At 70.8% G+C, this 13,944-nt stretch carries 11 protein-coding genes and 1 pseudogene; 5 read left to right on the forward strand and 7 right to left on the reverse strand.

All coding sequences use genetic code 11. The features are described 5' to 3' along the window. The first annotated feature begins 12 nt into the window (after positions 1–12). From A8713_RS23030 to A8713_RS23050, 5 genes and pseudogenes are all read left to right on the forward strand, one after another. The gene (locus A8713_RS23030) at positions 13–1,452 is read left to right on the forward strand and encodes a gamma-aminobutyraldehyde dehydrogenase (protein WP_064535493.1); all 1,440 of its coding nucleotides are present in this window, start codon (positions 13–15) and stop codon (positions 1,450–1,452) included. A gap of 280 nt (positions 1,453–1,732) precedes the next feature. Continuing rightward, on the forward strand, positions 1,733–2,953 hold the full coding sequence (locus A8713_RS23035) for an ABC transporter substrate-binding protein (protein WP_064535494.1): 1,221 nt from the start codon (positions 1,733–1,735) through the stop codon (positions 2,951–2,953). Between the two features lie 278 nt (positions 2,954–3,231). Next, positions 3,232–3,801 (forward strand): hypothetical protein, encoded by a 570-nt coding sequence (locus A8713_RS23040; RefSeq protein WP_064535495.1) that lies wholly within the window; start codon positions 3,232–3,234, stop codon positions 3,799–3,801. A gap of 162 nt (positions 3,802–3,963) precedes the next feature. Continuing rightward, positions 3,964–4,367: pseudogene (locus tag A8713_RS34375) on the forward strand (IS5/IS1182 family transposase); the annotation flags it as partial. A gap of 239 nt (positions 4,368–4,606) precedes the next feature. Continuing rightward, positions 4,607–5,161, forward strand: a complete 555-nt coding sequence (locus A8713_RS23050; RefSeq protein WP_237305444.1) for an SMI1/KNR4 family protein — start codon at positions 4,607–4,609, stop codon at positions 5,159–5,161. 193 nt (positions 5,162–5,354) lie between these two features. On the opposite strand, the gene A8713_RS33850 is transcribed toward A8713_RS23050, so the two are convergent. The 7 genes from A8713_RS33850 to A8713_RS23085 all read right to left on the reverse strand — a co-directional run bounded on the left by A8713_RS33850 (position 5,355) and on the right by A8713_RS23085 (position 13,933). Then, positions 5,355–6,530 (reverse strand): hypothetical protein, encoded by a 1,176-nt coding sequence (locus A8713_RS33850; protein WP_173860895.1) that lies wholly within the window; start codon positions 6,528–6,530, stop codon positions 5,355–5,357. 182 nt (positions 6,531–6,712) lie between these two features. Continuing rightward, positions 6,713–8,218 carry an NADase-type glycan-binding domain-containing protein gene (locus A8713_RS23060; protein ID WP_064535497.1) on the reverse strand — a complete coding sequence of 502 codons (1,506 nt, stop codon included), beginning with the start codon at positions 8,216–8,218 and terminating at the stop codon, positions 6,713–6,715. Then, positions 8,215–8,817: a phage tail protein gene (locus A8713_RS23065; RefSeq protein WP_064535498.1), complete on the reverse strand. Its 603-nt coding sequence runs from the start codon at positions 8,815–8,817 to the stop codon at positions 8,215–8,217. The genes A8713_RS23060 and A8713_RS23065 overlap by 4 nt, the downstream gene beginning before the upstream one ends. Further along, positions 8,817–10,778 (reverse strand): putative baseplate assembly protein, encoded by a 1,962-nt coding sequence (locus A8713_RS23070; protein ID WP_064535499.1) that lies wholly within the window; start codon positions 10,776–10,778, stop codon positions 8,817–8,819. Before A8713_RS23070 ends, A8713_RS23065 begins: the two co-directional genes overlap by 1 nt. Further along, the gene (locus A8713_RS23075) at positions 10,778–11,212 is read right to left on the reverse strand and encodes a GPW/gp25 family protein (RefSeq protein ID WP_026252564.1); all 435 of its coding nucleotides are present in this window, start codon (positions 11,210–11,212) and stop codon (positions 10,778–10,780) included. Before A8713_RS23075 ends, A8713_RS23070 begins: the two co-directional genes overlap by 1 nt. A 94-nt stretch (positions 11,213–11,306) precedes the next feature. Continuing rightward, complete coding sequence (locus tag A8713_RS23080; protein WP_064535500.1) at positions 11,307–13,211, reverse strand: VgrG-related protein; 1,905 nt, start codon at positions 13,209–13,211, stop codon at positions 11,307–11,309. Then, positions 13,211–13,933, reverse strand: coding sequence for a CIS tube protein (locus A8713_RS23085; RefSeq protein ID WP_064535501.1), 723 nt, complete (start codon positions 13,931–13,933; stop codon positions 13,211–13,213). The genes A8713_RS23080 and A8713_RS23085 overlap by 1 nt, the downstream gene beginning before the upstream one ends. Positions 13,934–13,944 lie beyond the last annotated feature (11 nt).

Genomic DNA, 13,944 nt, shown 5'->3' on the forward strand with positions numbered 1-13,944 from the left:
GGAGGGCCGGCAGTGAGCACCGAGCTGCGTCGTCTGCGCAACTACATCGACGGTGAGTTCCGGGACGCCGCCGACGGACGGACCACCGAGGTGGTCAACCCCGCGACCGGAGAGGCGTACGCGACCGCGCCGCTGTCCGGTCAGGCGGACGTCGACGCCGCCATGGCGGCCGCCGCCGCGGCCTTCCCGGCCTGGCGCGACACCACCCCGGCCGAGCGGCAGAAGGCGCTGCTGAAGATCGCGGACGCCTTCGAGGAGCGCGCCGAGGAACTGATCGCGGCCGAGGTGGAGAACACGGGCAAGCCCATCGGGCTGACCCGCTCCGAGGAGATCCCGCCGATGGTCGACCAGATCCGCTTCTTCGCGGGCGCGGCGCGGATGCTGGAGGGCCGCTCGGCCGGCGAGTACATGGAGGGGCTGACCTCCATCGTCCGGCGCGAGCCGATCGGTGTCTGCGCGCAGGTCGCGCCGTGGAACTACCCGATGATGATGGCCGTCTGGAAGTTCGCCCCCGCCCTCGCGGCCGGCAACACCGTCGTGCTCAAGCCGTCGGACACCACCCCCGCCTCCACCGTCCTGATCGCCGACATCATCGGCTCGGTCCTGCCCAAGGGCGTCTTCAACGTCGTCTGCGGCGACCGCGACACCGGCCGCCTCATGGTCGAGCACGACACCCCGGCGATGGCCTCCATCACCGGCTCCGTGCGCGCCGGCATGTCGGTCGCCGAGTCCGCCTCCAAGGACCTCAAGCGCGTCCACCTGGAGCTGGGCGGCAAGGCCCCCGTCGTGGTCTTCGAGGACGTCGACATCGACAAGGCGGTCGCGGGGATCTCGGAGGCCGGCTACTTCAACGCCGGCCAGGACTGCACCGCCGCCACCCGCGTGCTGGTCCAGGAGTCGGTCCACGACGCGTTCGTCGCCGCGCTCGCCAAGGCCGCCGAGGACACGAAGACGGGCCGGCCCGACGACGAGGACGTGGCGTACGGCCCGCTGAACAACCCGAACCAGCTCAAGCAGGTGGCCGGCTTCATCGAGCGGCTGCCCGCCCACGCCAAGGTCGAGGCCGGCGGCCACCAGGTCGGCGACAAGGGCTACTTCTACGCCGCGACCGTCGTCTCCGGCCTCAAGCAGGACGACGAGATCATCCAGAGGGAGGTCTTCGGCCCGGTCATCACCGTCCAGTCCTTCACCGACGAGGACCAGGCCGTCGAGTGGGCCAACGGCGTCGAGTACGCGCTCGCCTCCTCCGTGTGGACCAAGGACCACGGCCGCGCCATGCGGATGTCCAAGAAGCTCGACTTCGGCTGCGTGTGGATCAACACCCACATCCCGCTGGTCGCCGAGATGCCGCACGGCGGGTTCAAGAAGTCCGGCTACGGCAAGGACCTGTCCGCGTACGGCTTCGAGGACTACACGCGCATCAAGCACGTGATGACGTCGCTGGACGGCTGAGCCCGTACGACGCGTACACGACCCGTACGGCCCGTACGACCCGTACGCGACCTTACGACTCGTACAGCCGGCAGCCGGCACCCCTGGCCCGCACCGCGGCCCCGGACGGAGGACGGACCGTCCGGGGCCGCGGTGCGCTCTCGTGCGGGGGGGCGGCCGTACGGCCTCGGCGTCGCCGTGTTCCCGTACGCCGCCGGGATCGACAAGGTGTCGGGAAGCCCCCGCCGGGCTCGACGGAGCGTCGATTGTCCGGCGGGGAAGCGGGCGGCATGCTGCGGGGATGCCCCGGACACCGCTGACGCCCCCGTTCCGCACCCCGCCGCGCACACCGGCCCCGCCCTCCCGCCGCTCGCTGCTGCGCGCCCTCGGCGGCACCGCCGTGCTCGGGGCGCTCGCCGGATGCGGGGTCCCCGCCGCCTACGTCAGCCCCGGCGACCGCGCCGCCACCGACACCTCCGCCACCGACAAGCGGCTGAGCTGGTCGAACTGGCCGCTCTACATCGACACCGACGACAAGAACCCCAACCGGCGGCCCACCCTGGAAGCCTTCCAGAAGCGCACCGGGATCTCCGTCCACTACGCCGAGGACATCAACGACAACGACGAGTTCTTCGGCAAGATCAGCCCGTCCCTGATGAACCACCAGAAGCCCGGCCGCGACCTCGTCGTCATCAGCGACTGGATGTGCGCGCGCTTCGTACGCCTGGGCTGGGTGCAGGAGATGGACCGCGCCCGGCAGCCGAACGTCGCCCGCCACCTCGACCCGCTGCTGCGCTCACCCGCCTTCGACCCCGGGCGCAAGTTCACCGTGCCCTACCAGTCCGGCATCACCGGCATCGCCTACAACCGCCGCAAGCTCGGCCGGGACATCCACCGCGTCGCCGACCTGTGGGCGCGCGACCTCAAGGGCCGGGTGACCCTGCTCTCCGGCCTCGACGAGGCGTTCGCCCTGCTGATGCAGGCCGACGGCGTCGACATCCGCACATGGACGGCGGACGACTTCCACCGGGTCTGCGACCAAGTGGAGCGGCAGCTCGCCCGCGGCCAGATACGCCGCTTCACCGGTAACGACTACACCAAGGACCTCGTCAGCGGCGACGTCCTGGCCTGCCAGGCGTACTCCGGCGACGTGATCCAGCTCCAGGCCGACAACCCCGACATCCGCTTCGTCGTCCCCGAGGAGGGCGCCGAACTCTGGTCGGACTCCCTGATGATCCCCAACCTGGCCGACCACAAGGCCAACGCCGAGCGCCTGATCGACTACTACTACCAGCCCGAGGTCGCCGCCGAACTGGCCGCCTGGGTGAACTACGTCTGCCCGGTCCCCGCCGCCCAGGACATCCTCGCCGCCTCCGACGACGAGGACACCGCCGCCCTCGCCGAGAACCCCCTCATCTTCCCCGACACCACCATGCGCCGCCGCCTGGCCATCGCCCGCGACATCACCTCCACGGAACGCGTCGAGTTCGCCAAGCGGTGGAACACGCTGGTGGGGTTGTAGGGCGCGAGGCGGGGGCGGGGGCGGTGCGGTTCTGAGGGTGAGCGATCACGGTTCGGTGATGCCAGCATTTCCTGTCGAATATCCCGTGATCATCATCACTCCACATGCGGTCGGCTCATACGCCCAGAAATACGCCGTGGGATATCGCCCGAACGGCTTCTACTATGCGGGCGTGGACAAGGACCCCAGCACCTACACCACGGAGCGCGTGACCGGAACAGTCACGAAGGGTCCTCACAACATCTGCCGAATTAGCCGCCCGTAGAAAGGAGCACATCATGGATATTCCTCGGTTGATCGGTCAATTGATGAGTGTGCGCGTCGTTGAATACTTGGAGGAGGACCCCGTCGGCCTCTTTCCGATACCTCGCCTGTATCCGCCTGCGGGCCCACAGCAGGTGCGCGCGCTGGAGGTGAGGGCTGGGCAGCAGCTGGAGGCCGGGTATCGTACGTTTCTCTCCCTCTCCGACGGCCTGGACGGCTTCCACCTCACCATGCCTCTCTTCGGCTGCAAGGACTGGAGGGAAGAAGACGGCATGGGCGCGGCATCGCTCCGTTTCCTGGACGGTCTCAGGGACACCGGTATCCCGGCGGATGTCGGTCTACCCGAGGACGTAACGCTCTTCCCGGTGTCGGTGAACAGGGACGTGTCGCAGGGAGTGTTCATGCTCGACCTGCCGGAGCGCTGGTGGTGGGTCGGCGGCGAAGGCAGCAGTTCCTTCTTTGAGACCTTCGCCGACCTTCTCAAGTACGCAATCGATCCCTCTCGATGTCACCCCGCGAGTACGTGGCATGAACGAACGTCGTTGCAGTACCGGCTTGTTGGCGCAACATTAGGTGCTCGTTGAACACCGCGGCCGACGCCCTCCTCACCGCTGACGGCCCCGGCGGCGCCTCCGGCTACACCTAAGACAGCGACGGCCGCATGACCGCCCGCACGACAACTGCCGGCAGGAGCGGCCACCGCTATGACGGCATCGGCTGCCTCAGACGTCATCTCATTTGGCTCGTTCGGGCCCTCGGGTGCCACCGCCCACCAGCGGCTCACGGAGTGGTCGAAGGCCAAGTTCTGGGCGAAACTCCACTGCCTGACTTCCGATGAGCTCGGTGCCCGTGGCGAGCTGGACCGGTCCCGCTGCGCGATCGACTCGGTGAACATGCGGGCCGCGGGATACGACTACGACCACCTGCGGCGATGGATACGCAGCCGCAGCATCAGGCGCCGAATCGCCCCGCAAGGGGCATCGATTCCCCGACCCGTCTGGGCCGTCATCGCGGGACCGCTGCGCGCACGATGTCCTGGCTCGCCGGATGCCGCCGCCTGCACCGAGGCTACGAGCGCAAAGCCGAGCACTTCCTGGCCTTCACCAGTATCGACTGCACTCTCATCTGCCACCACAGGCTCACCAAGTGAGATGACGTCTGAGGCGGCGCGGTTCCGGTATCAGTCGCTGGATGGGGTAGGCCGTGCCCAAGGGGTGACCGCGTTGGTCTGCCCGCACGACTACAAGCCCATAGGAGCTAAGAGGGACGATAGCGGTAGAGGGGCCATCTTCGACCGCACGCATATCATCGGTGACAGGGTGGACGGTGATTGGGTGAACGAGAACCTGTTCACCGGATCAGTAACGTTGTGGTGCGGAACAGTCCGGATTGGCAGACGACATGCTGAGGGTCGAAGAACTGGAGGCCGCGCTCCCGGCGATGACGCGGTGGCGTGTGTCTGGGAGGCGTGAGGTGGACTGGGCTGCCCTTGAGGCGGCCCTGGGGGTGGCCTTGCCCTCCGACTTCCGTTCGTTCTCGGAGGCGTACCCGGCTCTCGTCATCGATGACTTCCTCATGGTGTCCCTTCCCGTACCCGGCGAGGAGGCACTATGGGCATCCGGGCGCACTGAGGACGAAATCCTCCAGGATCTGTACGAGATGGGCGACGCCGAAGAATACGTCCCTTATCCCGGGCCGGGAGGGCTGGTCAGTTGGGCGGAGTCCAATTCGGGGGACGCCTTCTACTGGAAAACGAGCCCTGCGGACCCGGAGAAATGGCCGGTAGTCATCCGCACGGACAACGGTGAGTGGTTCGAGTTCCCGGTCGGTGCCGTAGAGTTCCTGGCTCGCGTCTATGGGCGGGTCATCGATGTACCGGGCATGCCCAGGAACTTTCCCAGCGACTCTCCACAGGTGCTGGGCCTGGGTGACCGCACCGATTGATCGACGGCGTAATTCGTCGGGCAATTTATGAGTGTGCGCGGCGCCGAATATTTGGAAGAGGAAAAAATGGCCTCCTTCGATACATCGGCTGTATCCGCCTGCGGGTCCAGAGTGGCATGGACCGTTCCTGCTCGGCCTTCCGTACGGCGTGCGTGAGGGGCCGGCGCGGGTGACGAGTGCGGTGGTGTGGACGTCAGTAGGTGCTCTGGACCTCGCGCAGCGCCGTGTGCGGTGTGGTGCCGGAGAGGGCCTCGTCCATGCGGCGCAGCATCAGGGTGTTGAGCCGGGTCTGCGTGGTGTTGTCCAGGACCGCCGCGCCGCCGTCCTTCTCCTGGGTGATCAGGGCGATGTACGGTCCGCGGCGGATCACGCACATGATCCCTAGGTCCTGTCCTTCCCAGAGGGTCCTGTAGCTGGCGAATTCGTCGCCGAGGCGGGAGTTTTCCGGCGGTGTGTACGCCGAGGGGTCGGGCTTGATCTTGGTCGAGGTGCCGTTCCTGGTTGTGTCCGCCAGGGCGGCAAAGGTGCGTTCGGCGTCCGCCTCGGATTCGTGGGCCAGGACCTGGAGTTCGGCGTGCCACCCTGATTGTTCCGAGAGGTCGTTGGGGGCGTAGCCGCCCGCGGCCCCGGCATGTACCCGATGCGCGCACAGTTCGGGGTAGTCGCCGCAGATCGTTCCCTGGTAGTCGCTCCGCTCGCCGTCGGGGAAGTAGGCGTCGGGGGAGCTTTCGAATTCCGTTCCCTCCAGGGCTGCTCGGTCGGGGAGGATCGCGTCGGCTGTCGCCTGGGTGGGGGGCAAGGGTCGGGCGGTGGGGGTGGTGGCGGATGCGGTGGATGTGGCGGCGGGCGATTTCGAGGCTCCGTGGCCGCCGGTCACCGGGCCCGACCCCTCGTCCTTGTCGGTGAACACTCGGGCGCCGCCGTATCCGGCCAGGGCGATCAGGGCCACGAGGGCGACGGCGAGCACGGCGAGGAGCAGTCGGCCCTGCGCGTTGTTGTTGACGGTCAGCGGTCCCAGTGAGATCTGGCTGCGGGTGACCCTGGCCCTGTCACTGATCACCACGCTGTGCGTGATCGTCTGCGGTGACGGCTCGGCCGCCTGTGTCAGGTCCGCCAGAAGCCGACCGAAGCCGGGGTCGGCGGCCACCTGCCGTTCCAGGACCGCCCGTGCCGCCGTCGCGCCCGCCGTATCGCCCGGGTCCCCCAGGAACGCGTCCAGCGCGGCGAGGCCGTCCTCTGTGCCGCTCAGCCGTTCGCGGAGTGCCGCGATCAACGCCTGCGCCGCGCTGCTGCCCGCCGCCGACGCGGCACTTCCGGCGCCCTGGGCCAGAATGTCCAGGACTTTCGAGACTAATTCCGGCGTATCCACCCGAGACGTCCCCCTCCCCGTGCGCAACTGCCGTCATTAGACATTGATCCGGAGGGCCGGGTCCATCGTGTTGCACAGGAAAGCGGATCGTCGGCCGCTCATGCCGGGACCGCCGCTCCGGGGGAAGAGCGGCGGTCCCGTGTTCGCGGTGTGGTGCGTTGTGGCCGGGGGCTTGGTGCGGGTCAGCTTCCGTTCGAGTGGGACGGGCCGAGGAATTCGATCTCGGCGATGGAGACCTGCTTGTCGGGGCTGGGCTGGTAGGCGGACTCGATGGTGAAGCGGACGGCGATGACCTTGCCGAAGCGGAAGGCGCGGGGCTGGGGGCCCGGACCCTGGTCGAGGACGAGGTCGCGGGTGGTGGTCTTGCCGTCGGCCGTGGTGATCAGGGCCTGGACGCGGTGCGGGAGCGCGGACTTGGAGAGCTGGTCGGCGCGGATGGACTGGCCCGGCGTGATGATGATGTTCAGCAGCCGCGTCGGCTCGTTGAAGTGGGCCTCGACCCACTGGCCCTTGCCCGAGTCGGCGACGCCCGGACCCCACCAGGTGTTGTTGATCTTGTCGAAGGCCAGGTCGGGCTTGTGGCCCGGGTACGAGCGGGAGGCGCGGTAGGTGTCGGGGGCGACCGGGGCGCGCTTGGCGAAGTGGTCGCGGGTCGCCTGGACACCGCTGGGGATGTTCACGGCCGCCACGATCAGCAGGGTCACCACGATCGCCGCGCCCACCCAGGCCAGTACGCGGTCGAAGGCGCGGCGCAGCCGGGGACGGTCGCCCGCCCACGGCGCCTCGCGGTCGCCGGCCCGCGTCAGCCGTCGCCACCAGGGCAGCCGCCCCGGGGCCTGCCGGTCACCGGCCATGGGCATCGCGCAGCGCGTGCAGTAGTGCCGTTCGGGCCGGTTCCGGGTGCCGCACCAGGGGCAGGGGAGACCGCCGTCCAGGCCGAGTTCCTCGCCCGGGGCGCGTACGGCCTGCGGGCGCTGCGGGGCGGGGCGGCCGGGCAGCACCGGCGCCACGGCGGGTTCCGGGGCGGATGGGGCCTGCGGGTCGGAGACCGGGATGAGCAGGCGGCGGGCCCGCTCCGCCGGGTCCTCGGGGCCACCGGGCGCGGGGGCGCCGGGCATGGGAGCACCGTCGGGGAACTGCGCGGCCGGCGGCTGCGGGACGGTCGCCTCCGGGTCGCCCGCGAAGGGGGCGCCCTGGGGTGCGTGGGGCGCGGCCGGCTGGCGGTACGGGTCGTGCGGGGGCGGCGCTGCCGCCGGGTCCGGGATGATGCGCAGACCCGGGAGCGTGTCGTCCTCCTCGGACCGGTCGGGACCGGGAGCGGCGCCCTGGGCGGGCAGCGGCCGCGGCTCCGGCGCGGTGCCCACGGCACCCTCCGGGGCCGGGGTGGCGGGGGCCGCGGACGGTCCGGACGGAGCGGAGTCGCGGACGGAGGTGTCCGCCGGAGCGTGACCGGAGCCGCCAGAGCCGCCAGAGCCGCCAGAGCTTCCGGAGCCGCCGGAGGGCGCCGCCGGTGCCGCGTCGGACGCGTCCTCGGCGCGGCCCCGCGACGCGTCCGCCGGCCCGGCCGGCGCGGGCACGCGGGACGCCGCCGGACCCGTCCAGCTCAGGACCGCCCCGCAGGCGTCGCAGAACGACTGGCCCGGCTCCGCGCGGGTGCCGCATTCGGCGCAGTTCTGGGGGGTCGTCATCTCTCGGGGATCCTTTCGGCGGGTTCGGCGGGTTCGGCGGGTTCGGCGGGTACGGCGGACTCGGCCGCGGACACCTGCACCGTGTACGGCATGTGGGCGGGGCGGGCGGCGGCGACCAGGGAGTCCAGGCGGTGCCGGTCCGCGGGGGTCGGGTCGGGCAGCCGCACGTGCACGTGCAGCCGGGGGCGCACCTCGCCGGGGACCGGGCCCAGCGGGCGGGCGCTCCAGTCGGCGGCCCCGCTCTCGGTGATCTCCGGTTCCACGCCGAAGGCGAGCCGCACCGCCTGGGCGAGACCGCGCCGGGTGCCGCGGATGCGGTGCAGATGCGCGGCGGCGGCCACCGCGGCCCGCAGCAGCGGCTCGGGTTCGGTGCCGTCCGTCTCCGCGCCCACCCAGCCGCCCAGCCACTGGGTGAAGTCCTGCGGGGCGAGCGACGGCCGGAAGTAGGAGTCCAGGCAGTCGAGGACGCTCAGGATCGGCGCGATCACCTCGTCGAGACCGCCGACGAACCGCTGCGCCAGATCGTCGTCGGCGAACACCGCGGGCAGCATCATGCCGATCGGCGCCGACGACCCCAGACCGTCGATGGAACCGCGCATCAGGCACCGTCCCCGATCACACGCACCCGGTGGTCGAAGGAGAAGACGAGGGACGGCGCGGACAGGTCGATGCGGTCGGTGGCCTCGCCGCGCTTGCCGGTCAGCGGGTCGGCCGCGTGCAGGACCACCTGGTCGACCAGTTCCACGCCCGGCACCCGCTGGAGCACGGCGAACACCTCGCCGGACTGCACGGGACGCCCGAACGGCCAGCCCGTGCCGTTCGCCCCGCCGGTCAGCGGATCCAGGTGCCGGTACAGGGCGTCGTGCGTCTCGCGCCGCACCCGGTCGGTGTCCACCCCGCGGAACGCGTGCACCGTGGCCACCACGGTCACCCCCTGGTAGTACGGCGGACCGACCGCCAGCCGGGTCCCGATCAGGCGCCGTTCGTCCAGGTGCCGGGTGATCCGGTCCAGCAGCGCGTCGCCGGGCACGAGCTGCTCGAAGCGCAGCCGGCCGCCCGGGTCGGGCACCGCCTGCGGCACCACCAGCACCCGTACCGCGTACGCCCCGTGCTCGCCCTCCTCGCCCTCCAGGCAGGTGATCCGCGCCGTCTCCGGGGCGGCGCGGCGGGCCAGCTCCTCGTAGTCCCGCAGCGTCACCGCGCGCTCCTGGGCGCGCAGCGTGATCGGCGCCCTGACCTTCGCCTCCTCCACGGTCTCCCCGTCGACACCGCCGCGCGCGGCCTCGCGGTTGACGACCTCGGAGACGTACGGGATGGAGGTGCGCAGGATCTGCACGGCGCCGCGCGCCACGTTGCCCGCCCGGCCGCCGCCGGTGCGGTAGCGGCGGGCGCGGATCGGGGAGCCCTTGGGCGCGACCGTCCCGTACTGGCGCAGCGAGCCGTCCGGTTCGCGCACCGCCGGGCCGAAGGAGATCTCGCCGGTCGCAGCGTCCAGGGTGATGTGCCGGTCGCCGGGGCCGGAGGCCGCGAAGTTCGGCACCACCCGCCAGTCCGTCCAGCCGTCGTGCTCGGCGGTCTGGAGCAGCACCGGCGGGTCGTCCCCGACGACCGGCGCGTGCGCGAGCCGCAGCCGCTGTCCGGGCAGCCCGGTGGACTCGCCGAGCGCCTCGTCGTAGACCGTCTCGGCGTGCACGGTGGCGGTGGTCCCGCCGATGGTGAACGCCTCGGCGGCGCGCACCGTGGGGGAGGTGGTGTAGAAGGGCTGTCCGGGCTGCGGCTCGGTGACCCGGCAGCGCAGCCAGCCCGCCTCCTGGCCGGCGTTGCGGGACAGCACGTGCCCGCCGGGGATGTGCAGCACCACCTCGCCGGGCCGGTTCAGGCCACCGGTGCCGTCCCGGTCCACCTCGCACAGCTGCCAGCCGTCCGCCGTCCACGCCTCCCACACCAGCGGCGGCTGCCGCGGGTCCACGCCGACACCGTCGACCCGGCTGTCCAGGTCCAGGGCGAGCGCGTTGTGCGGCACCGCGGCCGACAGGCCGAGCAGCATGCAGTCGCCCGGGTTCGGGGACTCCGCGAAGCAGAGCAGGTCCTTGTCCTCGGCGGCGAGGTCATGGGTGCGGTCGACCGCCGCCTCGCCCCGGTGCTGCACCAGGATGTGCCGCAACGAGCAGGGCACCACGGACAGTTCGCGCTCGGTGGCGAAGACCACCGCCTCCTCGCTCTCGGTGCGCACGGTCGCCACCTCGGTGCCGACCGGCACCGCCACCGGCTCCTCCTGCGGCGCGGACAGCCAGAACGTGACGTCCGTACGGGCCGCCGACGGAGGGAACAGCGTGATCCCGACCAGGTCGAGGAAGGCGAGGTGGTTCTTCTCCGGCACCCGGTTGAGCCGGTAGACGATCTGGTCGGCCATGTGGGCGACCGTCTCGACCAGGGTGACGCCCGGGTCGGAGACGTTGTGGTCGGTCCACTCCGGGGCGCGCTGCTGGATGTAGCGCTTGGCGTCGTCGACGAACTGCTGGAAGCGGCGGTCGTCGAGGTTGGGGGAGGGCAGGGCCATCAGCGATCGCTTTCCGGAGCCGGGGCGGTGTCCCCCGGCTCGTCGTGGGACGGAATGACGTAGAACGGGAAGACGAGGCTGCGCGGGTTGTTGGTGCCGCGGATCGCGTAGCGCACGTCGATGTAGAGGACGCCCTGGTCGCCGCCCGCGGTCACCTCGACGTCGGTGACCTCGATCCGCGGCTCCCAGCGGTCCAGGCTGATGTACACCTCGTGCTGGATGCGGCCCGCGGTCTGCTCGTTGACCGGGGCGAACACCAGGTCGTGGATGGCGCAGCCGAAGTCGGGGCGCATCGGCCGCTCGCCCGGTGACGTGGACAGCACCAGGCGGATCGCCTCCTCGATCTCTCGTTCCCCGCTGACCAGCGCGATCCCGCCGGTGGGCCCGATGCGCAACGGGAACGACCAGCCGGACCCGACGAACTGCTCCGCCATCACCACCACCCCCGCGTTCCCCGCACACGGCCCGCGCCGTTCACACCGTTCACACTGTCCGCGCCGTTCACACCGCTCGCATCGCTCACATCGTTCACGCCGGGATCACCATCACCGGCATGCCGTTGGACGTCAGGACGCCCATGATGGGCACGGTGACGGCCCGGATGCCCACGTTGGCCACGGCGTTGATCTGCACGCTGGCGAGCGCGCTCAGGTTCACGGCGGCCGCGGCCTTCATGTTCAGGGCGGCGCCCGCGTCCACCGACAGCACGCCCGCCGCCTTGATGCCGACCACGGCGCCGCCGCGGATGTCGAGGGTGCCGCCGCTGTGGATGGACAGGTTGCGCCGGGCACTCAGCCTCAGATCGGTGCCCGCCTCCACGCTCACCGAGCGGCTGCCCTTGATGCTGACCGAGCCCTTGCTGTCCACCACGATCTCGGTGTTCGTCCGGTCCAGGTTCACGGTGAGCTGCTTGTCGCCGGTCACCAGCCGCACGCCCTGCTTGCGCCCGCTCGTCTTCTGGCTGAGCAGGTCCATGCGGTTGCCGTCCCGGTCGGAGACGGTGTGCCGGCTGGCCTTCTTGCGCACGGTGTCGTGCAGCGGCACGTCACCGACCGCCGTCGGCTTGTCCCGCCCGTTGTAGAGCCCGCCGATGACGAACGGATGGTCCAGCGCGCCCCGGTCGAAGGCGACCAGCACCTCGTCGTTGACGTCCATCGGAAACACCCCGCCCCCGCCGAGGCCGCCCATCTGCACCGTACGCGTCCAGTCGCTGACGTAACTGTCGTCCAGCCACGGGAACTGCAACCGCACCCGGCCCTGCTTCAGCGGGTCGTTGACGTCGGTGACCAGCGCGTTGGCCACGCTGGGCAGCCGGGGCGCGGTCTCCGTGCCGCCCGAGGCGAGCCCGTACAGCGAACGCCACTGCCGGCCGCTGACCGTCACCCACACCTCGTAGTGCTTGCCGTCGCCGAACACGTGCCGCACCGACGTCACCGTGTACTTGCCCTCGAAGGGCACCCCGACGTCGGAGAGCGCCACCGGAACTCCCGGCCGCAGCTTGGGATTTCCGCGCGCGACGACCTCCAGCTCGGCGAACGCCCCGGTCACGTCGTCGGCCAGCGCGTCGGCCGCGAACTTCACCTCGTTCTGCTTGTCGTAGGGCGTGCCCGTCTCGACCAGCTTGGCCGTCTTGAACTTCCCGGCGGCCGCGCCCGGGGTGGTGCCGATGCTGACGGCCGGGTTGTCGACCGCGGGCGCGGTCGAGGTGAGCTTCTTCTTCGTCGTCACGTCCCAGCCGCGCGACTCGACCTTGCCGACCTGGTCGGCGGCGGTCACCGCGGCCCGCAGCCGCAGGATGTCGTGGCCCGCCTGGAGCACGAACGGGCTCTTGTCGCCCTCCGTGTGCGGCGAGGGCGCCCCGGAGGACGGCTTCGGCTTGGCGAACTGGAACTTCCCGTCCGCGTCGACCGACATCACCATCTCGTTCTCGTCGGCCAGCCGGGCGAGGAAGTCCCAGTCGGTGACGTTGGACTGGCTGATGAACTCGTACACCGTCCGCGTCGACTCGATCCGTCCGACGGGCACGCCGTCCTGGGCGGCCAGCTTGCGGGCGATGTCGGAGGCGCTCTGGTTGCGGTACGCGGCCACCCGGCGCTGGCGCAGCAGACGGTGCCCGAGGTCGTAGCCGCGGATCACGGTGAAGGTGCCGGTGCCGTCGTAGTCGGCCTCCAGACCGGTGACCTCGCCGGTCAGCAGCGGATCCCCGGCGCCCTTGCCGTCGGAGACCGGCGCCAGCACCACCTTGGTGCCGAAGGTGATGCCCAGCTTGCCGAGCAGCTTGCGGTACGGGTCGCGGAAGGTCAGCCGGAACGCGGCCGGCACCCCGACGCCCTGGTCGACCGAGCAGTCCACCAGGGCACGGGAGAACTCGATGGGCAGTTTGGCGCCGCCGATCTTGACGTCGACGACACTGGAGAGCGCGGGACGCACCATCAGGAACGCACCTCCTCGGCGGCGGGCAGCACGAGTTCCACGCCGTTGGGCAGCGTGCCCGGGTCGTCGATGCCGTTGGCCTCGGCGATGGCCCGCCAGGCGGACGCGTTGCCGTACTCGCGCCAGGCCAGCGACTGGAGCGAGTCGCCCGCCACGACCCGGTGCACGCGCTGCGCGGTGAGCGCGCCGGAGGTCGGGTTCTGCCCCATCGTCGCGTTCGGGATCTCGTGCAGATGCAGCCGGCAGGTGGCCCGGATGGGCACACCGGTCGTCCCGAACAGCGTGTAGTTGGCCTCCACCGAGCTGACGTACGCCGCGAACCGGGCCGTCGAGAACGACCCCCAGCCGAACACCACCCACGGCGGCGACGGCTTCTTCGCGGCCCGGCTGGCGCTGGTCACCTCGCAGCAGTCGAGCAGCGACTCCACCTTCTTCAGCACCGTGTTGCTCGTCGGCTCGTCGGACGAGTCCAGGAAGATCTCCACATTCATCTCCCGCGGCAGCGCGCCCATGAACTCCGGGAGCGGGCCGTCCCGTTCGATCTGCGCGGGGGTGGCCTTCCACTCGGCGCGCCGGGTCAGCGACAGCTGCGCGGGGTTGAAGTCGAAGTCGAACGTCTTGATGATGCCACCGGGTGACGTGCTGTCACCCACGGGGGGCTCGTGGATCGCGAGCGTGGCCCGCACCAGGCTCTTGCCCGCGCCGCTCTTGCCTTTGGCCATGTCGTCCTGTG

The sequence above is a fragment of the Streptomyces sp. SAT1 genome (assembly GCF_001654495.1).
Lineage (GTDB): Bacteria > Actinomycetota > Actinomycetes > Streptomycetales > Streptomycetaceae > Streptomyces > Streptomyces andamanensis.